The organism is Microcoleus sp. B13-B6 (assembly GCF_036705405.1).
Lineage (GTDB): Bacteria > Cyanobacteriota > Cyanobacteriia > Cyanobacteriales > Microcoleaceae > Microcoleus.
This window is the reverse complement of sequence record NZ_JAUBUJ010000012.1, coordinates 34,871-59,524: the sequence shown is the minus strand read 5'-3', so window position 1 is coordinate 59,524 and position 24,654 is coordinate 34,871. Positions and strand designations below refer to the sequence as shown.

Below are 24,654 nucleotides of genomic sequence, written 5' to 3'. Positions count from 1 at the left end.
ATTTCACCCTGATGTCAAGAGGCGAATTGGTTAAATTGCGGATCAGAGAGTTTGCTGCTAGGGAAGGCTGGACGCTAAAGGAAGTAGCCGATCGCTCTGGAGTATCCTACAATACTGTTAAAAGTTATGCCCTGACGGTATTACGCTGAACATATGTGGACAAACACATCTGACGCGATAGCAATGCTTCCAACGGCTAGGTTGAGAGCAAAGGAGCCGTCCCTCAAAGCACGGAGCATAATATTCCGTGCGCCACCCCAGTCTCGGTCGTGTTCATGACCGCATCGAGGGCATTTGAATGTTTTGGAGCCGCCTAACTTGTCATGCTGAAATCCGCAATGGGTGCAAGTCTTGCTAGTATAGGATTCGTTGACATCCACAACCACAACGCCACGACGCCCGGCCAAAGACTTAAGAAATGTCTTAAATCGGTAGCTTGCCCAAGTCAACATTGCTCTAGCTGTTTTAGTATTCAGCTTGCGTTTTGACTTGATAACCATTTGAGAGGTTTCAAATTTGGGCAGAAAGATGATTTTGTAGTTTGTGGTTAAATAATTGGCAACCTGCTTGTGACATTCATCAATCAAATTGCGAATGCGATTTCTGATTCGGTGAGCAGCTTTATACATTTTCTGTTTCTGTTTGCGCCCAGCTTTGGCTGCTTTACCTATTAGTTTGTCAAGGTGAGAACACAATCGATGAATGCGTCCAATGTCTGCCTTGCCAAACTCTAAAATAGCTTCACCGTCGTAGCCAGTTAAAAACGTTCTCACGCCAGGGTCTAACGCAATTACCTTACTAGCTTTGGAAAGAACTTCCTCTACACGAACGGGAAAAACAGCAAACCAGCGCTGCCTATCTCGTATCAATTGGGTTGCGTGTTCGCAAACAACAGGAAGAGTTTCGCTAGCTTTGACTTCTAACTTCTTTGTCAAACCTGGATACCACGTACCAGATTTGTAGTTACAGGCATGAAACTTAATGGTTTGCACGGGTTGCCGACAGCTTCTGTAATGAGCCTCTCCTTGCTGCTTTTTAGCCTGTTTCCAAGCGTCATGAGCATCAAAAATAGCGTTTTCTCTTGGATGATTAGGAGTGGCTTTTATCCAATCAGGTAAGTTGGAATTCATTACGCTATCTCGCAACGAATAGGCGCTTAGGCTGGGGTTGTTTTTAAGTATAGATATTGCTTTGTTGTAGCAATATCTGGCAGCAGCCAACCATTGTTTCCAGGTTTTATGCAACTCAGCTTCGGGATACACCCGAATTTTAAGCGTCTTATTTGGAGCTAGCTTTTTGGTCTTGTGTCTCGGTGCCTTCTTGTACGAGTTCTTTGATTTGCTTGGCGTGTTTTCTAAGGGAATAGAGTCTACTGGAGAAACTATGCAAGATGGCGATGATATCGGCAACAAGCTCTTGGTCGTCCTCTCGACTATCTTGGTTGAGAACCACGATTTTGCTGTCATGGATTTCACACAACCATTCAATGAGGTCGAACCCGAACCGAGCAAGTCTGTCTTTGTGGGCAACCACAATAACTTTGACATCTCCTTTGAGAACTCGTCCCAGAAGGGAGAGCAGTCCTTTCCGCCTAAGATTGAGTCCTCCTGCCACTTCCTTAATAACTTCTGCGCTTGGGTAGAGCGTTGATAGTCGCTCAACTTGTCGATGGAGGTCGCCAAGTTGAGGTCGGGTAGAGACGCGAGCATAGATAACAGTGGCACGTCTTCTTCCGTCTTCTGATTCTTCTTTAATGAACTTTTCGATGTCATATCGCCGTTGTCCTGATGGCGTTTTGACCCTGTTGATTTTACATAAGAGCTTCCCATCGCCTGATGGTTCGGAGGCAAACCCAAGCGAGTGTTAGCTGCTTCATTAGGTTTGACAAATTTTGGCATAAGCTGATTATTTCAGCTTATGTGCTTATTGTCCATTATTGTCCAGTAAATTAACGACTAGAGGAGTACCGATCGCCCGGTATGGCAATGGCTGACATCGGTGCTCTGCTAAAATTGGCGCGGACGTTTGATGTGTCGATCGAAGAATTGTTGGATTTTGTCGAACAACAGTAACAAATTACACTTAAAATAAACCAGCGCTACCAGCGCCAACCAGTTCGACCTCGCAGGGACGATCGACTGTGGGCCCAAGTAACAAATGCGAGAGTTGGCGGATGGGACGGGGCGAGGTCAGAAAGAGATGATATACTCTCAGCGGCAATTGTAGCTGTCCGATCGCCCATATCGGTCTACAATTTGTAACGTTGAGCCTTATTGAAGTGCAGGAGTGGAGCTGGCTTGGATAACGCTAGTCTGTCAAGAAAACCCGCGCAAGCCTCGGAGCTTGTCGCCGACGAAATTCCAGAAGCAGTGCGAGATCACCCATACCCAGAAGCAGGGCAGAGTCAGTCTAAGAAAAAAGGGCTGATTTGGAAACTGCTAGGGTTGGCCGCATTAGCCTTTGGGGTCAGCATCTGGCTGCACCTCAACTTTAACTTGTTCCCAGCCACCAGTCAGGCAGAGCAAACTCAACAAGACTCAGCGCCGACAAGTTCCGCGTCTCCGTCTGTCGCGAGTCCAGCTACCACTCCAAAAGTCCCCGCAATCCCAGAAAACCTGCTGGGACACTTGCCGTACCCAGAAGCACCAGCCAAAGACTTGGTAAGCGTCACCTCCGACGGTAGCGTCAAACTCCGCACCTCAGCAGCAGCAAAATATCAGGAAATGGCCAACGCCGCAGCGGCATCAGGCATCTATTTCGCTCCCATATCCGGCTTTCGCTCCCTGCAAGACCAACAGCACGTATTTTTTGACGTGAAAGCCGAACGCAGGCAAAACGCCAGCAAGCGAGCCGAAGTCAGCGCTCCTCCAGGTTACAGCGAACACCACACCGGTTATGCGATCGACATCGGCGACGGCAGCGCCCCGGAACACAACCTCAGCCCCAGTTTTGAAAATACCGAAGCATTCAAGTGGTTAGAAGCCAACGCCGTCGCCTTCAGCTTTGAAATGTCCTTCCCCAAAAACAATCGCCAAGGCGTCAGTTACGAGCCTTGGCATTGGCGGTTTGTGGGCGACAAGCAAAGCCTCGAAACTTTCTACAAAGCTCATTCCATGAAAAAGTAGAAGTCTGTTGACAGTTGACAGTTGTCAGTTGACAGTTGACAGTTGACAGTTGACAGTTGTCGGTTGACAGTTGTCAGAAGGAAGGCACTACACGGATACAAGGATAATAGACTCTCCCACTCCCCCACACACTCTCCCCCTATCCCACATTCCCCCACTCCCCCACTTCGTTGAGCCAAACTCGTGATTGCAATCTATCCAGGCAGCTTTGACCCCATTACCTTCGGTCACGCAGACATTATCGAGCGGGGATCTAAACTTTTTGACCGGGTAATTGTTACCGTAGTCAGAAACCCCAGCAAAACCCCTCTCTTCACCGTAGAGGAACGGATCGAGCAGATCCGGCGCTCTACCCAACACTTGCCAAATGTAGAAGTAGACAGTTTTGAGGGTTTGACAGTAAACTATGCTAAGATTCGACAAGCCAAAGTGCTGCTGCGGGGGCTCCGGGTATTAACAGATTTTGAAATGGAACTCCAGATGGCCCACACCAATAAAACCCTTCTGGGTGAAATTGAAACAGTTTTTTTGGCAACTTCTAACGAGTACAGCTTTTTAAGTAGTAGTGTAGTTAAAGAAATAGCCAAGTTTGGTGGCTCCGTAGATCATCTTGTTCCGAAACACGTCGCCCTAGATATTTACAAATGTTACGCCAGCAGGAACCAACTCGCATCGAACCCGACATTACCGGCCTCGGCACTGAGAACGAATCACCTCAGAACACAGCCGTCTTCGGAGATCCCACCCGAACCGCAGGAGTAGACATCCAGCGGGAATTGAACAGGCTTGAGGAAATTGTTCTCGACAGCCCGCGAATTCCTATGACCAGACGCACTCTGGTGGATGAAGAACAGTTGCTCGATCAGTTAGACTTGGTGAGGCTAAATTTGCCGATCGCCTTTCAGGAAGCCGAGACGATCATCCGGCACAAGGACGACTTGCTTCAAGAGGCGGAACTTTACGCTCAGGAAGTGATTGAAGCAGCAGAACAGAGAGCAGCAGAAATTTTAAACGATATGGGCCTGCTCCAGCAGGCGAAGATAGAGGCAGATCAGTTGCGGCAGCAAGTTTTGCTCGACTGCGAGGCAATTCAGCAGGCCACGCTGGCGGAAGTCGAACAAATTCGCTACCAGGCTCAAGAGGAATTGGAAGAGATGAGAGTCAGGGCGATGGCTGAATGCGAGGAAATTCAAAACGGAGCCGATGATTATGCCGACCAAGTGCTCGATAATATCGAGCACAAGTTAAGCGATATGCTGCGCGTGATCCGCAACGGGCGCGAGCAGTTGGATAGTGTTTCTGCGTCGCACATCCATCACAACAACGGTTAGCCAATAGTGAACTCATTGCTTGAACATTTCTAAAAGTCTACCTAATTTAGGTAGATTTTTTTTCGCAATAGTCTCTATAGTCTTTCTTCCTCAATCCCCGCACTCGGTGACTTATTTTGGCAGACATAAGTTTTGTGAAGATTGGAGCAAGTATAAAATTTTATGCTATTGTAATCCTCATACCAAATCCGGCTTAAAAACCCTCTTTATCTCTTAGTCCCCCTTTGCTCGGACTTCGTTTGACTCTATGCAGCGGTTTCAACCGCCGAATGATAAAAGGGGTAGCAAACCGGGATTGGGTATCAGACAAAAAATTCCTAACTTGATTCTAATTTTTACAATCTAATTTTTACCATGCAAAAAGTTTCTAATCGGTTCGCTGAATTTGATTTGATCCGAGCTTTAGCGATCGTCAGTGTTGTGATTACTCATGCTGGGTTCTTCGCATTTCGCGATCGCAGAATTTTATTTGTGGCGATCGATACATTGCAACTATTTTGCGTACCTGCATTTTTACTGTTGAGCGGTTTTTTTCTCACCAACAAACTGGAAAATCAAAATAATCCCGCACTGGTAGTCAAAAAAAGACTGTCCAAAATTATACCCCCTTATCTGTTTTGGTCAGTAGCTTTGTACATCTTAAATAATTTGGGAGAAATCCAAAAATTTGATTTACTTTCATTACTCAGAGATATCTTGACGGGTTCAGTGCTGCCTCCCTATTACTTCATCGTTGTGATTGTTCAATGCTACGGCTGGTGGTGGCTTCTCGTGAAATTAAGATTTTTACAACCCCGAAAAGTTTTGGCTTTGGGCTTAACAATTCAAGCAATTTTTACAATCTTCTTCTACTTAACCGCTTTCCAATACATATCAATACCTCTACCTTTGATGGAGCGCTGGATTTTCAGTTGGATTTTGCCATTTTCAACTGGTCTATTTTTGGGCGGCTCGTATGACAGAATTCAACCCGTTCTCGAACGGAAAAAAATGCAAATTTTAGGGGCAACGATACTTTTTTATCTAGCGAGCATTTGGGAATATTACCTGATAAGTGGAGTGAATTCGGAGGGATGGTTTCTCCGCTCGTTTTTTAAACTATCTGCTCAAGGATACGCAATTTTGTTCGTATTATCGATCCTCGCATTTTCTAAGAGTATCGCACTTCCCAGTAGAGTATCGGGGTTAGTCAAAATATTGGCCGCTTACTCATTCCCTATATATCTCCTGGATTCGACAGTAGTGAGATATGTGGCGTTAGTGTTTTATAAGTTTATTGACCCCGTACATCCGCTGCTGAAGCTCGGCTTTTTAGTGACAGGCACTTTGTTCGGTTGTTGGGCGATTATTTACCTGTTGCAGAAAGTTTTGCCAAAAAATTACAGCCAGTACATTCTGGGAATTTAATCTGATTTTGTGTGTCAGCGGATGTCTTCATAAAACTGCTTGAGATACCTTGGGGAAACGCCAAAACCCCACAAAAAACCAATCGAAAGATAGATCGCAATAGCTTTAAATTCGCCCCAATTCGCAACTCGACGATCGCTACTTTCCACTACCCGATTGACTAACTTAAGTCTCCCCCGTCGCACTAACTTCAAACACAAATCCGCTTCCTCCATAATTGGCAGCGCAGCATCGAAACCCTCGCATTCCCAAAAATCGGTACGGCGGCAAAAAATAACTTGGTCGCCAAACAGCAGGCGCAATCCTTTGAAAAATAAATGAGGTCGAAATAACAGCGGCGCGTAATAAGTTTTCAGGTAATTGTGGAGGGAAAAACCCCATCTTGTTTGCTGCGAACCAGCCATCAGGGAGATAAACCCGCCGCCGGAAATTTCGGCATCGGACAATGTTTTCTGGATGACCGCTACAATGTCGTCGGGAACTAAAGTATCGGCGTGGAGAAAGCACAGAATTTCACCGGTGGCGACTTGAGCACCTAAGTTCATTTGCAGGGATCGTCCGGCTATACTGCTAGAAATAACGCGGATGCCGGCGGAAAGTGCGATCGCCACTGTTTCGTCTTGACTGCCGCCGTCTACCACCAACACCTCCCAAGCGGGAGGATTAAGGATGCTGAGTTGGCGGAGGGTGCGTTGCAGACAAGTCGCTTCGTTGAGGGCTGGGATGATAATAGAAACGCGATCCATCTGGTTGAAAGTTATGCCAGAGCTATTATAATAAAAAACTGTGGCGATTCACAACTAACGATAAAATAGAACTTACGCGCGCGGATTCAGAAACCCGGTGTCTGCCTGCGAACTCGTCACGAAACCTCATAATTTTAACAAAAATTAGGTTGAGGGGCGTCCTATAAAATCAAGCCAAAGTGCAATCGCCCTCTATATTTTCCCCTAAGCAGGACTGAGAAAATCGTGCATAAAACAGAAGTAAAAAATGATTTAGAATTTTATGAGGAAAATGCCGACAATTGGTGGGACGAAAATGCTAAAATTTATGCCTTATACCATCTAAACAAACCCAGATTTGAGTTTTTCGACAGACACGCGACTAATTGGCAAGGGCTGAAAACCTTAGATGTCGGGTGCGGCGGCGGCTTTTCTTGCGAGTTTATGGCCCAGAGAGGTGCTATTGTTTCTGGAATAGATCGATCGGACAAATGTATTGTAGCCGCTCAAAATCACGCAGTTACCAGCGGTTTTGAGATTGACTACAGGCAAGGTTTTGCCGAAAATATGCCCTACGACGACAATACCTTTGATGTTGTAATCTGCGTGGATGTTTTGGAACACGTGGCCGATTACAAAAAAGTTGTGTCTGAGGTTCACAGGATTCTAAAGCCTGGGGGACTGTTCTTTTTTGATACAATCAACCGAACTTTTTCTTCGCAAATTGTGATGATTGGGCTGATGGAAAATATTTTGCAGGAGATTAGGCGGGGCGTTCACGATTGGGAAAAATTTATTACCCCGGAGGAACTATCTGTGGTAATGCAGGATATTGGTTTTGGCAAGATTGAAATTAAAGGTTTTGATATGTTTGGCGAAATTGGCGCTATGTTAGCCACAATGCACGGGTTTTGGGAAGATTTTACACGCGGAAAGCAGGTGTTTCCTTCGGCGGGTATTTTCAAACAAGTATCTCAAACTCTAACCTCTAATCTAGCTAACTATATGGATTACAAAAAGTCGGGGTTGTTTAAAATCAAAATTAATGAGGATCAGTCGATTATGTATGTTGGCGTTGGGGCGAAGAATTAGTCAGTTAATTGTTAACTGTTGTCATTAGGGGCGAGTGGAAGACGGATTTTTGCGATCGACAAATCCGGCTAAAGCCCGCCTCTATTGCATTTTTTAGGGTACGCACGCAGCGGTACACCTTATCCTGTTGAGTGCAATACAGATATTCCGTAGGGACACGGCACGACGCCGTATCCTTACTCTATTGCGGGCAAGTGAGAATTGCTATATTGGCGATCGCACTACAAACGTATTTTCAAGAAGTAACTGCAAATAATTACCAACTATTTTTTACGTTAAGCCCTGGCGCTGCGCTGTCTGAACATCCAAAAACACCGCCCCGTGTGAATTTGGGGCTGCTTGTGCTGAGTGTAAACCGAGTTTGACAGCCTTGTGTAACAAATCTTAATGTTTTCCTCTTGACAATTTATCTAAATTGCATGGTAGCTTATTGAATATTAATTGCAATAAGTGCCGGAAGTTAATAGTACCTGGAGGTCAATCACCGTGACAGCAGCAATAGTTTCCGCATCCGCCGATCGAATCAGCGACGGACAACCCGCCGACAGCCAAAAACTGATGAGTTTGGGTAAAAATTCCGAAATACCTGACCTCGATAACTCCAAAGATGTAACCCTCGCCGTCTTAGAAGGAGGGGGAACTCTCACGGTGTGCGATCGAACAGTCACTTTAAAACCCGGAGTATTTGTGTTTGTACCCGCCGGCATCCCGCGCAGTCTAAAAGTACAAACGACGCTGAATCTGTTACTAATTGACTGCGAAGCAGACCCCGATATGAGCGAGTCCGCTTGGTTGATGAATTTTCAAATTTAACCCAATGAAAAAACAGTGTCCTTGCTGTCTTGACTCCCTGATTTCTCAGGTTTGCCACAATCGCGTCTACTGTTTTTGCATGAATTGCAGGCAGGAAATGCCAAATCCTGAATCAAAAAAAATAAATCTCAAACCCTGTCAAGTTTCACCTTCGGAGTAACAATGTCGAAATCAATTGGTCTTTTCTACGGAACTACAACTGGCAAAACAGAGTCTGTCGCTGAAATGATTCGGGATGAATTTGGTGGCGATATCGTGACTTTGCACGAGATAGGCAGCATTGAAAATGATGATTTTGCTGAATATGAATGTCTGATTATCGCCTGTCCAACCTGGAATATCGGCGAACTGCAAAGCGACTGGGAAGGCTTTTTCTCAGAACTTGATGATATTGATTTTAGCGGCAAAAAAGTAGCTTATTTGGGAACTGGCGACCAAGAAGGATACCCGGATAATTTTATGGATGCAATGGGGATTTTGGCTGAGAAAATCACGGAACTGGGCGGCGAAACAGTCGGTTATTGGCCGGTAGACGGCTATGATTTTAATGAATCTAAAGCAGTAGTTAATGGCAAATTTTTGGGTCTTGCGATCGATGAAGACAACCAATCCGATCTGACGGAAGCACGGGTAAAATCTTGGGTATCTCAACTCAAGACAGAATTTGGGATCGAGGATTAATGGTGGGCGGGTTTTGCAATTACTCGTTACCAGGATCGGCCTGGTAACGCAGATCGGGGGGCTCTGCCTCCAATTTTACTCCGCGAGGCAAAGCCTTTGGATATCGGTTCCCAAGAATAGCCTGGGAACCAGTTAAAATTATTAATAGCTCCATTTCCCACTTGAAAGTGATGAGATATACTTCAGATGATGTGCTGTGGCTAAGTGCCAGTCCGAGTTTGCAATTATTCGATCTTTCTCTCCTTAACTACTTAAATCAGTCAGTACCAATACAAATATGGGAATACGAACAAACGCAAGATGAAGCGTGTTCTTTAGATGTCGCCGTTGAGCTACTACATCACTATTTGAAAGCGCGGAATCGCCCAATTCATCTAATCGGTCACAGTACCAGCGGACTAATTGGTTTAATGTATGCCCGCCGCTATCCTCACAAAGTCAGCTCTTTGGGACTGTTAGCTGTCGGCTTGCCATCTGCTATTAATTGGCAAGCTCATTACTATACACATCTTTCTGCTTTTTCCTGGAGTCGCGAACAAATTTTAACTCAAATGGTTGGCGATATGCTGGGAGAACAAAATCAGTATATCAATCAAAGATTTGTATCATATTTTGAAAAAGATTTAGCACTTTCGCCTTCGCCTCACTCGTTATTTAGTACGACCAATTTATCCGATGAGGGGGTAGAAGTACCTTTGTTGTTATGCAGTAGCAAGACAGACTTTGTAGTATCCCCTATTGTCATGCGCCGCTGGCTTAAGTTTCTGAAAAAAGGATCTCGACTTTGGGAATGTAAAGAGGGTAGGCATTTTTTTCACCACTTCTATCCAGAACAATTGGGCGAAAAAATACTGGATTTTTGGCTGTCTCTACACAGCCCGCAAGCAATTTTAACTTTTAAATTTTAGGTCGCAATTGCTATTCCCTGTTCAATTGACACCGAAAATTTCTGTGGCCAAGACTAGATAAATCTCGGAAATTTCGGGCCATTTTTGCAGACCTGCTTCTACTGTTTGGCCGCAGTTCCCCCAGTTTATTCTGCCAATTTTAGTTGGTAGGGTTTTGAGGGATGGAGTTTGAGTTATCATCAGTTTATTTGTGAGATTTTAGAATAAGTGTAAAAAATATTTAACATATGTTCAGATGTGTGAGTAAATGGTATGCTAATTTTATTGGATTTGTCAATTAGTTTTTTTGAATGAAACGCAGAGGCGTTCTTGATGCAGAGGAAGGTAATAGGAGATTAAAAAGGAATTATTGGCAACGATTATAAAATATTTTAACATCCGGTTAACAAACTCAGCCTTAGCGGGGGCTGAGGGATACTGAGTATCGATCGAATTTTAATGACTCGCCCCAACTCCTCAAATAGCGATCGAGCAAGCATATATACTTAAATGTTAGGGCGGACAGAGTGGCATCGCCCCTACCGATTCACAATTTATCAAGAATTATGCCAGCAAGTTTTCTGCCAAAGTCGATCGCACAACTCACAGAATCTACCTCAATTGCCTTAGCCCAAAGCATTCAACGAGAGGCAATTACAACTCCCCTATCTTCTGGGCCAATTGCCACAACCTACGTGCGACAAGGCAGCGGCAACACACCGATTTTGCTAATTCACGGCTTCGACAGTTCCTTGTTTGAATTCCGCCGCCTGTTGCCGCTGCTAGCTGCCGAAAATGAAACTTGGGCGGTTGATTTGTTGGGTTTTGGCTTTACAGAAAGATCGGCAGGTTTGGCATTCAGCGCGAGGGCAATTGAAAGTCACCTTTATTATTTTTGGAAAACGCTAATTTCGCAGCCTGTAATCTTAGTCGGTGCTTCAATGGGAGGTGCTGCCGCAATTGATTTCACTCTCAATTATCCCGAAGCTGTAAAACAATTAGTGTTAATAGATAGCGCAGGTTTTGCCATCAGTTCTAATAAGGGAAAGTTTTTAATTCCTCCTTTAGGATATCTGGCAACTTCATTTTTACGCAATCCCAAAATTCGCCAGCGAATTAGCGTCAATGCTTATTTCGATAAAAATTTGGCTTCTCTAGACGCTCAAACTTGTGCTGCTTTACATTTGGAAATGCCCAACTGGAATCAAGCTTTAATTGCGTTTACCAAAAGCGGCGGTTACGGTGGTTTTGGGGAAAAATTATCGCAAATTCAGCAGCAGACGCTGATTTTGTGGGGAAAACAAGACCGGATTTTGGGGACGGCGGATGCGGAAAAGTTTGCAAGGGCGATCGCAAATTCTCAACTAATTTGGATACCCGACTGCGGGCACGTTCCCCACTTAGAAAAGCCACAGACTACCGCGCAGCATATTTTAGAATTCATCACAAAAAGCGGACTCACGCAAAAAAATTAAACCTAGGGTGCGCTGCGGCGCACCTTACATATATGTTTTCCCTTGCACATTGGTATACTTTGAGTTCAAATAGACCGGTTTCAAACTTTCGGCAAATACTTTTGTACTATCGTCCATCCTGTAAGCAACACAGTCACAAATCCCCCAAACAAGGCCACATTAGTGCCGATGTGGAGGGGACGCGCCCAAGGATGTTTAGGGCCAATTTGCAGCCCGCTTCCAACAGAAACCAACACCAAAGCCACAACAGCTAACCCCGCCGGTAAATGAGCCGAGTGACCCAAATTGCCGTAGTATCCTAGCGTACCGACTACACCAATTCCCAGCAGTAAAATTACCAAAGTCGCCATCCCCGCACCAGTGGCTAAATGAAAGGGACGCAGCCATTTTGGGCGCGGTTGTTTGGTACTCCTAGCGGCAAACATCCACGTTCCAGTAACGGCCAGCAACAGGTAAGCCAACAGGGAAACACCCATTGACCAAGCCGCTATTTTCCACAACCACAAGAAAGAAGGCAGATTCATCGGTTGCATCCCTAATTAGGATTTTCCACAAAAGGTTTCTTTCCGATTTTACCTGCACTTGAAAGCAAAAATGAATTATTTTGAGAGAAAGTGCGATCGGACTATCCACAGATTGCATCAGTCTTACCTTGAAGTCAAACCCACTTTCTCCGATACTCAGCTTAATTTACGCTAGAGATTTGTGGCTCACCTTTTTAGGAGCCACCTTTCCATTCTAGCTGGCTGGTTTTGCTCTCCATGAAAGGCATTTTATAAAACCCTAATTTTTGTTCTAAGATTAATCGGAAAAAAGGCAGACCTTCAATCAAATATCTTTTCCACAACCTTCTCGGTTCACTTAACAGTCGGTACGCCCATTCTATGCCGACTTCGCTCATCCATTTGGGAGCTCTGGCTTTGGAACCAGCTTCAAAATCAATGGTTGCACCTATCCCTAAGAAAATTTTGACGTGTGTAAATTTGCTCCTGTATTTAACCAGCCACTTCTCTTGCTTGGGGGACCCCACCCCTATTGCCAGAACTGTCGCTCCTGATTTATTGATCGCGTCAATTATTGTTTCACATTCTTCCTCATTTTTTTCAAAGCCAAAAGAAGGAGAAAGTGCTTCAACCACTATTTCTCTACCAATTTTTTGGTTAATTTTTTCCTGGGCTTTCCTAGCAATACCTTCAGCAGCTCCTAGCAAAAATATTTTAATCTTCTCGTTATCTTTGTGATACATATAAAATGCAGGAAACAAATCCGAACCTGAAATTTTTTCTTTGAGAGGAGTACCCAAAAACTTCGAGGCATACATCAATATTTGACTGTCGCAGACTCTATAACTAGATTTATTGTAAGCTTCATAGAAGTCGCGGTCATACTGCAACTTAATCAAGTGGTCTACATTTGGCGTAAATACAACACCGCCTTCGCAGTCGAGTTTTTCAAACAACTCTGTTATTGAGAAGTTATCTATCGAGACATTCAATAAATTAACTGTTTTCATTTATGATGCCCTTGCCGCTTTAGATTAATAAACTACAACTCAAACTATTATAACCCACAATACAGTTTCGGGTTTTAACTACTTGGGGGCTTCAGTGAACATACTTTTCTCAGTATATCCTCCTAGACCCTACCTGTCTACTCAGGATTTTTAAAGATTATGTAAAGAATCAGCTCGTTTTAGAAAAAGTGTATAAAGCGAATTTTTAAGTTTACAACTCGCAACACAGTTTTAATAAAAAAGCCATCCCGTGCTCATACTTGTTGAAGCATGGCAACTGAATGTAAAAAAGAGTTTATGAGATTAAAATTTTAGCCTAGTGAGAAATATCTCGCAACTTCCGAACTTGATTTCATGCAAAAATGGTAGATTTTTTAGTTGTTGTCTCCACGGAAGGCAAGATAGTGTCAAGCTTGAAGTGAAGCGGCGATCGCATTCCTGAAAATCATCCTAATTTTTGCTGAACCAGCGACTGTCTTCTTGGTGGCGAACTGGTTTTCTTGGGCTTAAGACTTTCTGGAGCTTTTAAGACCAGACCCGATATTGCTCCAGCAATCAGCGCAAAAATCGGGTTAGTCATAGCGTTCAAAACACAGTCAAACACGTACATAGTTAAGGCTACTCCCAGGGCGGCAGCGGGCGCTACTTTGGGATTAGACCAGGTTCTGGCGGGATACTTCACGCAAAAGACGATAACAGGAAGTAACAATGAAGAAAATAAACTAACTAAACCGACTACACCGTGGACGCCAAATGCAATAATCCATAAGCTGTCGGTGACTGAGATATCTTGACCCCACTCGCTATACACACGGTTCCCGCCGGAATCGCCCCAGCCAAAAAGAAAGCTTTGCCGCGCTTTTTCCCCCAAAATCTCTTCCATGTCAAATCTAAACTTCAAAGAGCCGGCTCGTTCTTCGCCAAATATTTGAGTGATGAAGCCAATCACGTCTTTGCTAGAAAATTGACCCGATGCAGCTATGTACAGATAAAACACTATATATCCAATTATGAATAGTAGGGGCAAAGAGGTGCGAAACCACTTGGCAGAGAATAATACGATCAACGCGAATACAAATAAACTGTAGGCGCCAGTCGAACGGCACAGGAAAAAAGCGATAGTTAATATAATTGCTAAAGTCTTGATGTTACGCCCCATAAACTTTTTGAGCGTCCCTGTTTGCCAAAGCCAAACTGCAATTAAGGCGGCTGTCATCATCCACAGCCCCACCATCAAACCGTGCTGCATAAACACTACTGGTCTCCACCCCCCCAAACGCCTTGCTTGACCCCAGTCCTCAAAGGCATTGACGCCGTAAACCATTTGGTGCAGAGTTGGGCCCTTAACCCCTTCAATTAAAGTAAAAGGGATGTAGGCTAACCCACCTGCAAAAATCCCGATCGCCAATTGTCGCAGCCCGTCTAAACTACCCACATACAAGCGTCCTAAAAAATAAGGCAGACCCCAAGCAACGATTTGGTTGAGAGTCGGAGAAATCGGGCTGCCACCATTACTAAGTTGTGAAACGATTGGGCACAAACAGTAAATTACCATTGGCACGTCCAGCCAACCGGGCTTAAAAGAGGTGATGCGCGAAGTATCGTAGATAAGAGTCCCCAGCAAAATGCCGTAGCAAGCTGCGGAGATTTTGGTATACGCTGGCAATAGGGGGATGGGATAAGAAGCTTGCGGTAAAAACAGCCACGCTGCCACAAAACTTATAATTACCGCCCGCTGAGCCGGAAACCTCACAAACAGGTAAAAAACGACTGGAATAAAGCCGAACATAGCAACTGGGATTAATGCAACCATAGGTCTTTTTTGGCAGTAAAATTGTAGAAAGACAACTCAAATTGCCCGATAAAAATTGTCGCTTAAACGATCGCCCAACCCCAATCTTTTAAATCAACCTCAATTTTACGTCTTGTTCGTTAATTGTGCCTGACGTTCCAAAGCAGTGTATAGTGCCGCCTCGAAGAGATTAGTTGCATCCTCCCAAGAATAATTTATTACCGTCTCCAAAGCAGTCTCGGACATTGCGCGCCATTCGGCATCAGGCAAGTGACAAATCTGCTCGATCGCTTTTGCCATATCCTCTGGGTCTTCTGGCTTGACAAGTATGCCACCCCCGCCAGCAAGTAGTTCCGGAGCCGCACCAGCTGGAGTGCCGATGACTGGAGTGCCGCAAGCCATAGCTTCTAAAATTGGCAAGCCGAAGCCTTCGGAGCTGCTGGCAAACAGCCAAGCATCGCATTTGCTGTAAAATTCTTTTAGTTGGTCTTGAGTAGGTGCTTTATTATACTCAGTACCAGGCGGCAGAAAATTGGGAGGAGGAGTATCGCCGGAACCAAAGGCAACTAAACGAAGGTTAGGATTTTTTTCAGCAGCTATTGAGAAAGCTTTCAGGGCCAGAGCGCAGCCTTTCCAAGGAGTTGTAGTATAGTACATCCCGACTGTGGGAACTAATTGCTTGCCTCGCGGCTGCTTCGCTCGCGACTGGGGGTCGTAAAACTGTTTGGTGTCCACGCTGGGAGGGACGAGAGATACAGACAAATCGCCGTATTTATTCCGAGCTATGTCGGCCAGCCACTGGGCCACAGCGATTTTGTGCATCGGCAGCAGCCAAGTTGCCTCTACTCGACCTTTTGGTACGTAGTCAAAAGCCTCATAATGTTGGAGAAAATATACTTTCGTTCCTTTGCTGGGAGAGAGTTTTGCCACCCACTCGGCAGTTTCCCACCAAGTAGCCATGACAATATCGGCATCAGGTACGTCCACATCGGTAATTGGGCGGTTGGTTTCGAGAACTCGACTTTCGACCTCCACTTTATCAAAGTGAGACTTTGGTGTCTTGGGAGGGGACTCCCAACCCCTACCCCTCAGCAACGAGCGCAATTGTTGGATCAAAGCCGGTTGCCACGGGGGTTGAGAGACGATAAATATTTTGTGTCCTCGCTTTTGCAGCAGTTCTGTGTAAATAGATAACACCCTCATGCCACCTGTAAGACTAAGGGTAGGAAGGACAAAAGTAATTTTCATGAGTAGATGCTGAAGATGGATACTGGTTAAAACTCCTCCATAACAGCAAGTTCGCACTTACCAGCCTCTTTTGGCTTTTCTGCAGGGTGCGGGTGTCTGCAGGAGGGATCGTCACTTGATAGTCAAGCCGATCTTACTTTGTCGTCAGGGACTTTTCCCAATTACAAATGGGCAGATGTTTGACGACAAGACAAGTTTAACCTGTAACGGAGCCAGCCTTAAAACCTCCGTTGCCCTCTGGTTCAGATTTTGGCATCAATATATAACCAGTATTCCCTCGTCGCTGCAGTCAGAATTCGTCTCTAGACTGCTGGGTAGAAAACAGGATATGGGCGATTTTAGTTTTGGCAGAAGCACCCCACCAAACGATATTGAGTTTCTGCTGAGAATCCCGCCCCACAGCGAGTGGCTAGCGCAGAATTTCAAATGGCTGCAGTTAGCAAACCGGAATTGGTGGGTTTGCCACTACTGGGTCGGCATAGGGAGAAAAGGAATCTATGTTAACCTCGCGCTGCTTAGATTTCTCTACAGCAACTTTCAATGCCGCTTCAAAATGAGCCGCGGCATCATCCCAAGTATAATTGTTCACCTTGGCATAGGCGGCTTCGGACATGGCTTGCCACTTGGAATTTGGCATCTGACAGATACGCTCTATGGCTTTTGCCATTTCTTCGGGATCTTCTGGTCTTACAAGTATGCCAGTACCGCCGCTCAAAATTTCAGGAGCAGCGCCTGCGGGGGTACTGATGACGGGAGTGCGGCACGCCATCGCTTCAATAATGGGCAAGCCAAAGCCTTCTGAGCGGCTCGCCAGCAGCCAAGCATCGCATTTGCTGTAATAGTCTTTGATTTTGTCTTGGTCGGGTTGAATTACATACTCAGCATTGGCCGGTAAGGGCAATTCCGAGGAGGGGGCCCCTGTACCGAAGGCAACCAAACGCAGGTTGGGGATCTTTTCTGCTGCTAGGGAAAAAGCTTTGAGGGCGATGTCGGTTCCTTTCCAGTAGATTGTAGAGTACATTATGCCAACTGTAGGAACCGATTGTTTGTTGCGAGGACAGGCGTAAAATTGCTTGGTGTCCACGGTAGGAGGAGCTAAGGAAACTTGGTCATCGCCATATTTAGTCCAAGCTAGGTTAACTAACCACTGAGAGATCGTAATTTTGTGCATGGGCAGCATCCAGGTTGCTTCTACTCTACCTTGAGGTAGATAGTCAAAAACTTCGTGGTGCTGGATAAAATAAGCTTTGGCTCCTTTGCTGGGAGAGAGTTTGGCTACCCACTCGGCGGTTTCCCACCAGGTTGCAACTACTACGTCAGCATCAGGTACATCTTTGTCTTCTACCGGGCGGTAGTGATCGGTAATTTTGTGTTCTACACCTAAGTTATCGAAAAATGAGGGTTCGTTTTCAGGTGGGGAAATCCAACCGCGTCCCCGCAGCAGCGACTTGACTTGCTGGCGCATACTCGGTTGGGGGTGGGGTAGAGAGATGACGAACACGGAGTGTCCTCGCTTTCTCAAACGTTCTGCGAAAATAGATATTACTCGTATTCCACCAGTCAGAGACAGAGTAGGAAGAACAAAGGTGATTTTCATTTTTAAGTCCCGCTGAAGACTCCGGCTCGCGTACGACGCTGCTACCAGCGCTGATTTTAGAGCCCTAAAGGAAAGAGGGGCGGGTGAATATTAATTACCGCTTTCCTGGTGTTTACATAGAATCTAACCGAGTGACTGTTCGCAACACCCCAATATCTATCTACCAAAACTTCGCTGTCATTGCAATGATAATAACGATGGATGCGATCGCGAAACAGTTCCTATAGGGATAAGTGGCCGAGCAGCGAAATTTCTTCCCTAAGATGGATACCTCATCAAGTAGGAGCTTTGTTCGCCACAAACACCAAGCTAGACAACACCCTCTGTTAAACATAACATCATTTACTATCCAACGGACAGGGATGTACGGGAAACCGAATATCAGCCAACTTTTAATGTGGGGATAAAGGTAGCATTAACAACAATACGCAGGATATTGACATCGCCTTTGGCCAAATTTTATACTGCATTCAAGAGGGAAATTCTTACCTTGAGAATGGTGATTTCCCCATCGATATAACACATCTAAATATCGATCGGTGGCTATGATTTTTTGGTAACTGTGGTGTCGGTATTGCTTGATACACTATCCTATTTTTTCAAGATTCAGAGATGGTGGTTTTCTCAGATACCTGCAGGGGCGCGATCGCCCGAATCAGCGTCGTGGACGCGCGAATGAGGGGAGAAACCCTGTTTTTCAAGCGATATCCCTCGCCCTCAGTTTTCGTATGTTCATGAAAAAACCTGGTTGATTCGTCCACTGTTTGAAAAAATAGGTTGCCCAATCGTGCTACAGAACATAGAGTTTCACCGATATAAATTTAATTAGCTGCCTGAGTTTTAAATTTGTTAATAAAAGGCGATCGCCTGAAAAATTTGCCACAAGAAACTGCCACTGCCGGGCAGAGTATATGTAGCGTTCCTGCCCAATTCCGGTCTAAGTAATTACCGTAACAAAACTTGAGCAGCAACTTATCAAATGACCCTATAAAGATCAAAGGAATACTCAAGGGGGATCGGCCTATATCGTGCAAACTTTGACTCCTAAGCAGTAGCAGCAGCTTCGTGGTATGTATGAAACGATTTCGCCTACAAAAAATTTGATGTTATGAAAGCATAATTTTTCCTAAGTAGGCAATTCCAGATGACAATCGGTGTGATCTTGGGGGCCGGGCCGCCGATGCTTGTAGCGATATGTTGGCCTGTTTTCATGCAGCTAAAATTATGCGATCGCAAGCAAAACCGAACCTAGAATTAAAAGCAAATGCCTTAACCGCAGGCATCTTCCTGTGGGAAGATATGAACGTTCGATTATTGCACAGCATCAGTCAATAGCCGAGTTCGGATATTGACTGATGCTGAAGAATGGATTAGTTTTAAAGTCAGCGATACTGGAATTGGAATGAATACAGAGCAAATTGAGAGAGTATTTCAAGCTTTTAGGCAAGCGGACGAGTCTACTACTCGCCGATACGGCGGTACGGGTTTGGGATTGGCAATCGCCCAGAAATTCTGTCAGATGATGGGGGGAGATATTATAGCAATCCTAAATCATTTGCATAATTATTGTAGGGGCAATCCGACCCCTACTCCCCGTGGTTGCCCGATAGATAGGGGGTAGGCACGGGGAGTAGGGGTAGCACTACCCCTACAAATTTATCTGAATCATTTAGGATTGCTATAGTCGGGAGAACGAGTTGGGAAAAGTGTCAATTTTTACTGTATAATTGCCGACGATACTCGCTGAAAAAGCAGCTAGTTAAAGAGGATTTGCCAACCAATAATTGCCAAGGCCAAATCTGCGATCGCGTGGCTGATATAACTCGACCAAAGCGAACGGTAAGTCACATAAGAGTGCGACCAAATTATCCCGGCGGCGAAGACAGCTAAGGAACCTAAGAGAACAGCCGGCCAGTCGCTGTAAGCTGCTATTACAAAAATGTGGTGGAGGCTGAAAAATAGCGAACTCAGAAATATTGCTTTTGTGCCCGGTATGAGAATCTGGCACTTGTTGCAGACAAACCACCGCCAAGTAAATTCTTCAATCAGCGAGTTAACTAGCACAAAATATGCTTCTACAATCAAGTAAATAGTAGGGCTGCTAATACCTAATTGGTACGATTTTTCTTTAGCAACTACAGGATCGATCCAGTGCTGGCCAAAAAGGCTATAGATACCCAGAATTACCGCAAACATGAATATTCCCCAAATAGATCCATCCAGCAATTCTTGGCGCTTGGGCAGGGATAAACGCAGCTTTTTGCGATCGACAAAAACAGACCACGCGATCGGAAAAACTAGCAACCAAACTTGACAAAAGACAGACAGTGTTTGTCCCCAGCTTCCAGGGGCAAGATACAAGGCTGCTATGATACCCATACTAGCCGCAGGGACAAGTAGTGTTAGAGCCAATAGTGCTGTTTTGCGATCGCCCATATCCAGCATTTTGCAGGCTTCCTTAAAAAATTGGATTGAGATCAAAGGAAAAAGCTTGGTGGCGGCGGACAGATTATACCACTTTCAATAAACAATGCAACTGTATGCCAAAATTCCCAACCCTTATTCAGTCAGTCATTCTCAATTTTTTAATCTAAAATGTAAAATCGTATGAGTTTTGTGCAGTTTACAAAAGTTGCGCTTATTTGTTGCCACGAAAAATATGCAGTTGCACAAAATTGAAGACTCCGCCGCTAAAGCTGTTCCAGTTGTAACAAAATCTTTATTCAAGCACAATTTGAGAATCTATTTGCATTTGTGGCTCTAAATACCATAATATAATCTAATCCCTAGTAGCTGTGTATTTTGGCTGAATGACGATCGCAATTGACTTTGGAACTAGCAACACAGTCGTCGCTCGCTGGAATCAAGCCCTCCAGCAGCCCGAAACTTTGAAATTACCGGGATTGTCGGCAATCTCGGCTCAAAATCCGCCCCTAATTCCCAGTTTACTCTACGTTGAGGACGCTGCTCAAAGTAAAGTCATACTCGGTCAGCAAGTCCGCGACAAAGGCCGGGATTTGAGTGGAGATTCTCGGTTTTTTCGCAATTTCAAGCGGGGAATTGGCACTTCTGTTCAGGGTTTTGTGCCAGAAGTTGACGGGCAACTAATTACTTTTGAACAAGTAGGTGAGTGGTTTTTGAGCCAAATTGTGAAATCAATTCGCGAACTGCCTTTGCCGATCGACTCTTTGATTTTTACAGTGCCTGTAGATAGTTTTGAAGCTTACCGCCATTGGTTGGGCAAAGTGTCTCAATCTCTGCAAGTAGAACAGGTGCGGATGGTGGACGAGCCTACGGCGGCTGCTTTGGGTTACGGTTTAGCCGATCGCGAAAATCTGTTAGTCATTGATTTCGGCGGCGGAACTCTAGACCTTTCTTTGGTGCGTTTGGACGCTTCCTCCGACAAAAAGCCACTCGGTTTTATTCTTAAGTGGGGCGAAAAGTTATTAGCTGAATCTTCAGCGCAAAAAACAAAAGTTGCCCGGGTTTTGGCTAAAGCCGGACAAAATTTAGGCGGTTCTGATATTGATAATTGGCTGGTTGACTATTTTGTGCAAACAAAAGGGCTGGCAAAATCTCCCATTACAACGAGATTGGCAGAACGGTTAAAGATTCAGTTGTCTTTAGTAAATCAGGCGGTTGAGGTTTATTTTGATGACGAAAATTTTGAGAGTTACGAATTAGAATTAGACCGAACTCGTTTTGAATCTATCCTCGCGGAACATCAGTTTTTTGACAAACTGGACGAGTGCATGAATCAAGTATTGCAGCAAGCGCGGCGCCAAGGCTTAGAAATTGGCGACATCGACGCAGTTTTGCTAGTTGGCGGTACTGTGCAAATTCCCGCTGTCGGGCGTTGGGTGCAGCAATATTTCGATCCTGCAAAAATTCGCTGCGACAAACCCTTTGAGGCGATCGCCCAAGGTGCTCTGCAACTGAGTCAAGGCATAGAAATCAAAGATTTTCTCTATCACAGTTACGGAATTCGCTACTGGAACCGCCGCGAAAATTGCCACAGTTGGCACAGTTTAATTAAATCTGGCCAGTCTTATCCGATGAGCGAACCAGTAGAATTAGTCTTGGGAGCTTCTTTAGAAAATCAGCCTAGTATAGAATTAATTATCGGCGAATTGGGAGCGGAAACTGGCGGCACGGAGATATATTTTGACGGCGACAGGCTAATTACTCGCCAACTCGCGGGTCAAACATCGGTACAGCCCCTAAATGATAAAGAAGGAGCACGCAGCATCGCTCAATTGACGCCGCCTGGGTATCCGGGGAGCGATCGCATAAAAGTTTTGTTCCGCGTGGACGCACAGCGCTTTTTGCGAATTACCGTGGAAGATTTGCTGACAAATGAAACTTTGTTAGAGGATAAACCCGTGGTGCAGCTAAGTTAAGAATAGGTTTTACAGGTAAGGTGCGCTTCGGCGCACCCTACTGATTGCGTTCAAAAAAAATTGTTAAAAGCAGATGAACTACAAACTAGAATGTCCACTCTCTCCAGAACTAGAAAAGTATCGCGACAGAATCGAAGCTACCATTAAACCTTACATCGAAATTCAAACCCAGAATAATGATGACGTTAATTGGTGGCAGAGTAAATTTGGGGGATTTCCTTATTTACCTAAAGGCTTTGAATATCCCAAAACTTGTGACGGTAAATATTTATTTTTGCTAGCGCAACTCAACTTTGATGAAATACCGCCTTTAGATGGTTTTCCCGATCGGGGGATTTTGCAGTTTTATATAGCCGACGATGAACCATATGGTTTAGAATTCGGCAATTCCGCCGATGTAGATAATCCCACAGTCGAAGACAGATTCAAAATAATGTATTTTCCTCAGCCAGACTTCAAAGTTGAAAACATCATTACCAATTATGATTTTTTGCCGGAACCCGAACTTTTTCCTATCTCAGGCTGTTGCAGCTTACAATTTACTAAAAAATATGCGCCGATTAGTACAAGTGATTACCAATGTACCGAAATTTTAGGCTCGGAAATTGATGAGTTATTTATGAATCATGAAATAGAGGATGAATACCTAAAAATAGCGTCTTTTTGTGGTCATAAAATAGGTGGTTATCCTGATTTTGTACAAAATGATGTTAGAGAATATAGCAGTAAATGCGATCGGGAACATAAGTCAGATATTCTTCTATTCCAAATGGATACCGATCGCAATGATACAGTAGATATCAAGTGGGGAGATATGGGTATAGGTAACTTTTTTATTAATGAATCAGCACTCAGACAATTAGATTTTAGTAAAGTTTTATACAATTGGGATTGTGGTTAATACCAATTATCTAAAGTCTTGCAACAATGATGAGTGTGGGTTTGTTTACGCTCACCCGCTCGTGTAAGGTGCGTCGCTCAAAGATTGTGGATATTCTTTAAGATTTTTGAGGGCGACGCACCCTACAGATACTGTTGCATGAGTTTTGAGAATTAGTATAAAAACAGCAGTAAAGTCAGCAAGCTAAAAAAAACCAGAACTGATGAACTCCGATCGAAGAAACCGGGTTTTTGACCGAATCTAGGGCTGTAACGCAGTATTTCGCAAAAAAACCCGGTTTCTGACCACCATAAGTTCTAATAATGTTCGACTATGCCCGATGCCCGATGCCCAATTCCCAATTCCCTAAACCTGAGATTTGTGCACCACCACGGGTGTGCCCACCGAGGCCCATTCAAATAGCCATTTAGCATGATTGACAGCTACATTTGTGCAGCCGTGAGTAACGGGATTGCCAAACAAATTGTGCCAGTAAGCGCCGTGAATTGCCATGCCTCCGTCGTAATACATTGTATAGGGAACGTCGGGCACGTCGTAGTCCGGCCCAGTCATTCTAGTAACGCGGTGTTTGGTTTCAACGGCAAAGGTTCCCGTGCGGGTGGGAGTCGATGATTTGCCGCTGGAAATAATCACCGCGTAAACGGGTGTATTTCCTTCCCAAGCTATTAACCTTTGTCTTGACAAATCTATTTCAATCCAGCGTTCGTTGGATTGCTGCAACAGCATAATTTTATTGGCAATTATGTTGTGCTGTTCGCTGGCAAATGCGGTCATTGAACCGCCGCAGAATGTAGCAAAAGTGAGGGCGCAGCCGGCACAGAAAGTTCCAGCGCGACGGAAGTAAGTTGAGTTGATAATGCTGTTCATTTCTCACACCTGGTACTATTTTAGATTTTAGATTTTAGATTTTAGATTGGCTTGTACTATTTTAGATTTTAGATTTGAAATGTTGGATTGGAAAGAGGGCTTAACAAGTTGTTAAGTTTTGGGCGAGAGTTTGGGCAATTTGGACGATCGCCCGCCAATCGCGATTTTCCACTAAGTGTTTAGGAAATAAGTCTCCGGCTAAACCAACGGCGATCGCCCCGGCGTCAATAAATACTTTCGCATTTTCCAGCGTCACCCCGCCAGTGGGAATTAAAGGAATGTTTCCCAGGGGGCCTTGCAGGCTTTTCAGGTAGGCGGCGCCTCCCAAAGCCGATATGGGAAACACTTTAACGCAGGTAGCGCCTGCTTGCCACGCGGTCACAATTTCCGTAGGAGAAAAAGCACCGGGGACGATCGGCACTCCGGCGTCAACTGCTGTTTTAATCATGGTTACATCGGTGTGCGGAGTAAACAGAAATTGAGCGCCACAGTCTATTGCTTGTTGCAACTCTTCTAAGTTTAATAAAGTGCCAGTGCCAATACTAAAAGTAGGAAATTCCGACCGGAGTTGGGCAATTAATTCAGCAGCTTTGTGGGTATTCCAAGTAATTTCAATAAACTGGATTCCTCCGGCTGCTACCGCTGATGCCATCTGCCAAGCAAGTTCCTTTTCGGAGGAACGGATGACTGCGATCGCGCGGTGTTTTTTTAGTAGTGTCAACCAAGATCGATGATTCATACAATTTGAGATTTTAGATTTTAGATTTTAGATTTCGGCGTGCTCAGTCGAAGGATTTTAA

Annotated in this window: 23 protein-coding genes and 2 pseudogenes; 13 read left to right on the top strand and 12 right to left on the bottom strand. The window is 44.8% G+C overall.

The features are described 5' to 3' along the window. Positions 1–11: 11 nt before the first annotated feature. Positions 12–149, top strand: coding sequence for a hypothetical protein (locus tag QUB35_RS07675; RefSeq protein ID WP_445252045.1), 138 nt, complete (start codon positions 12–14; stop codon positions 147–149). Here the strand turns inward: QUB35_RS07675 and QUB35_RS07670 are convergent. Next, complete coding sequence (locus tag QUB35_RS07670; protein ID WP_445252111.1) at positions 141–1,268, bottom strand: RNA-guided endonuclease InsQ/TnpB family protein; 1,128 nt, start codon at positions 1,266–1,268, stop codon at positions 141–143. The two genes, QUB35_RS07675 and QUB35_RS07670, sit on opposite strands and share 9 nt — an antisense overlap. Positions 1,269–1,278: 10 nt before the next feature. Beyond that, a pseudogene (locus tag QUB35_RS07665) lies at positions 1,279–1,898 on the bottom strand (IS607 family transposase). 399 nt (positions 1,899–2,297) lie between these two features. On the opposite strand from QUB35_RS07665, the gene QUB35_RS07660 reads away from it, so the two are divergent. The 4 genes from QUB35_RS07660 to QUB35_RS07645 all read left to right on the top strand — a co-directional run bounded on the left by QUB35_RS07660 (position 2,298) and on the right by QUB35_RS07645 (position 5,863). Further along, positions 2,298–3,125 (top strand): M15 family metallopeptidase, encoded by an 828-nt coding sequence (locus QUB35_RS07660; protein ID WP_333140878.1) that lies wholly within the window; start codon positions 2,298–2,300, stop codon positions 3,123–3,125. A gap of 183 nt (positions 3,126–3,308) precedes the next feature. Further along, on the top strand, positions 3,309–3,887 hold the full coding sequence (gene coaD / locus QUB35_RS07655; RefSeq protein WP_333140875.1) for a pantetheine-phosphate adenylyltransferase: 579 nt from the start codon (positions 3,309–3,311) through the stop codon (positions 3,885–3,887). Next, complete coding sequence (locus QUB35_RS07650) at positions 3,770–4,456, top strand: DivIVA domain-containing protein (protein ID WP_333140873.1); 687 nt, start codon at positions 3,770–3,772, stop codon at positions 4,454–4,456. Before coaD ends, QUB35_RS07650 begins: the two co-directional genes overlap by 118 nt. A gap of 354 nt (positions 4,457–4,810) precedes the next feature. Beyond that, positions 4,811–5,863 (top strand): acyltransferase, encoded by a 1,053-nt coding sequence (locus tag QUB35_RS07645; protein ID WP_333140871.1) that lies wholly within the window; start codon positions 4,811–4,813, stop codon positions 5,861–5,863. 14 nt (positions 5,864–5,877) lie between these two features. Here the strand turns inward: QUB35_RS07645 and QUB35_RS07640 are convergent, their stop codons facing one another. Next, a complete protein-coding gene (locus QUB35_RS07640) occupies positions 5,878–6,609 on the bottom strand; it encodes a TIGR04283 family arsenosugar biosynthesis glycosyltransferase (protein ID WP_333140869.1) in 732 nt (243 codons plus the stop codon). A 225-nt stretch (positions 6,610–6,834) separates the two neighbouring features. Between QUB35_RS07640 and ubiG the strand changes: the two genes are divergently transcribed. From ubiG to QUB35_RS07620, 4 genes are all read left to right on the top strand, one after another. Beyond that, positions 6,835–7,680 carry a bifunctional 2-polyprenyl-6-hydroxyphenol methylase/3-demethylubiquinol 3-O-methyltransferase UbiG gene (gene ubiG, locus QUB35_RS07635; RefSeq protein WP_333140867.1) on the top strand — a complete coding sequence of 282 codons (846 nt, stop codon included), beginning with the start codon at positions 6,835–6,837 and terminating at the stop codon, positions 7,678–7,680. Positions 7,681–8,166: 486 nt separating this feature from the next. After that, positions 8,167–8,493 (top strand): cupin domain-containing protein, encoded by a 327-nt coding sequence (locus QUB35_RS07630; RefSeq protein ID WP_333140865.1) that lies wholly within the window; start codon positions 8,167–8,169, stop codon positions 8,491–8,493. Positions 8,494–8,655: 162 nt separating this feature from the next. Then, a complete protein-coding gene (gene fldA / locus QUB35_RS07625) occupies positions 8,656–9,174 on the top strand; it encodes a flavodoxin FldA (RefSeq protein WP_333140863.1) in 519 nt (172 codons plus the stop codon). Between the two features lie 170 nt (positions 9,175–9,344). Beyond that, positions 9,345–10,082: an alpha/beta hydrolase gene (locus QUB35_RS07620; RefSeq protein WP_333140861.1), complete on the top strand. Its 738-nt coding sequence runs from the start codon at positions 9,345–9,347 to the stop codon at positions 10,080–10,082. Positions 10,083–10,103: 21 nt separating this feature from the next. On the opposite strand, the gene QUB35_RS07615 is transcribed toward QUB35_RS07620, so the two are convergent. Further along, positions 10,104–10,262 carry a hypothetical protein gene (locus tag QUB35_RS07615; RefSeq protein ID WP_333140859.1) on the bottom strand — a complete coding sequence of 53 codons (159 nt, stop codon included), beginning with the start codon at positions 10,260–10,262 and terminating at the stop codon, positions 10,104–10,106. A gap of 365 nt (positions 10,263–10,627) precedes the next feature. Between QUB35_RS07615 and QUB35_RS07610 the strand changes: the two genes are divergently transcribed. After that, positions 10,628–11,536: an alpha/beta hydrolase gene (locus QUB35_RS07610; RefSeq protein ID WP_333140857.1), complete on the top strand. Its 909-nt coding sequence runs from the start codon at positions 10,628–10,630 to the stop codon at positions 11,534–11,536. An 80-nt stretch (positions 11,537–11,616) separates the two neighbouring features. On the opposite strand, the gene QUB35_RS07605 is transcribed toward QUB35_RS07610, so the two are convergent. The 5 genes from QUB35_RS07605 to QUB35_RS07585 all read right to left on the bottom strand — a co-directional run bounded on the left by QUB35_RS07605 (position 11,617) and on the right by QUB35_RS07585 (position 17,686). Beyond that, positions 11,617–12,060: a DUF4079 domain-containing protein gene (locus QUB35_RS07605; protein ID WP_333140855.1), complete on the bottom strand. Its 444-nt coding sequence runs from the start codon at positions 12,058–12,060 to the stop codon at positions 11,617–11,619. A 194-nt stretch (positions 12,061–12,254) separates the two neighbouring features. After that, positions 12,255–13,049 (bottom strand): WecB/TagA/CpsF family glycosyltransferase, encoded by a 795-nt coding sequence (locus QUB35_RS07600; RefSeq protein WP_333140852.1) that lies wholly within the window; start codon positions 13,047–13,049, stop codon positions 12,255–12,257. A 445-nt stretch (positions 13,050–13,494) separates the two neighbouring features. Further along, positions 13,495–14,862, bottom strand: coding sequence for an O-antigen ligase domain-containing protein (locus QUB35_RS07595; protein WP_333140850.1), 1,368 nt, complete (start codon positions 14,860–14,862; stop codon positions 13,495–13,497). 105 nt (positions 14,863–14,967) lie between these two features. Next, on the bottom strand, positions 14,968–16,089 hold the full coding sequence (locus QUB35_RS07590) for a glycosyltransferase family 4 protein (RefSeq protein WP_333140848.1): 1,122 nt from the start codon (positions 16,087–16,089) through the stop codon (positions 14,968–14,970). Positions 16,090–16,525: 436 nt separating this feature from the next. Next, entirely contained in the window at positions 16,526–17,686 is a 1,161-nt protein-coding gene (locus tag QUB35_RS07585; RefSeq protein WP_333140846.1) for a glycosyltransferase family 4 protein, read from the bottom strand. A 1,357-nt stretch (positions 17,687–19,043) separates the two neighbouring features. Here QUB35_RS07585 and QUB35_RS07580 point away from each other — a divergent pair. Then, positions 19,044–19,307 (top strand): annotated as a pseudogene (locus tag QUB35_RS07580) (ATP-binding protein); the annotation flags it as partial. Positions 19,308–19,441: 134 nt separating this feature from the next. Here the strand turns inward: QUB35_RS07580 and QUB35_RS07575 are convergent. Further along, positions 19,442–20,131 (bottom strand): type II CAAX endopeptidase family protein, encoded by a 690-nt coding sequence (locus QUB35_RS07575; protein WP_333140844.1) that lies wholly within the window; start codon positions 20,129–20,131, stop codon positions 19,442–19,444. 365 nt (positions 20,132–20,496) lie between these two features. Between QUB35_RS07575 and QUB35_RS07570 the strand changes: the two genes are divergently transcribed. Continuing rightward, positions 20,497–22,086 carry an Hsp70 family protein gene (locus QUB35_RS07570; RefSeq protein WP_333140842.1) on the top strand — a complete coding sequence of 530 codons (1,590 nt, stop codon included), beginning with the start codon at positions 20,497–20,499 and terminating at the stop codon, positions 22,084–22,086. Between the two features lie 73 nt (positions 22,087–22,159). Next, complete coding sequence (locus QUB35_RS07565) at positions 22,160–22,987, top strand: YwqG family protein (RefSeq protein ID WP_333140840.1); 828 nt, start codon at positions 22,160–22,162, stop codon at positions 22,985–22,987. Between the two features lie 345 nt (positions 22,988–23,332). Here the strand turns inward: QUB35_RS07565 and QUB35_RS07560 are convergent, their stop codons facing one another. Further along, the gene (locus QUB35_RS07560; RefSeq protein WP_333140838.1) at positions 23,333–23,854 is read right to left on the bottom strand and encodes a L,D-transpeptidase; all 522 of its coding nucleotides are present in this window, start codon (positions 23,852–23,854) and stop codon (positions 23,333–23,335) included. Between the two features lie 100 nt (positions 23,855–23,954). After that, the gene (locus QUB35_RS07555) at positions 23,955–24,593 is read right to left on the bottom strand and encodes a bifunctional 4-hydroxy-2-oxoglutarate aldolase/2-dehydro-3-deoxy-phosphogluconate aldolase (protein WP_333140836.1); all 639 of its coding nucleotides are present in this window, start codon (positions 24,591–24,593) and stop codon (positions 23,955–23,957) included. Between the last annotated feature and the right edge of the window lie 61 nt (positions 24,594–24,654).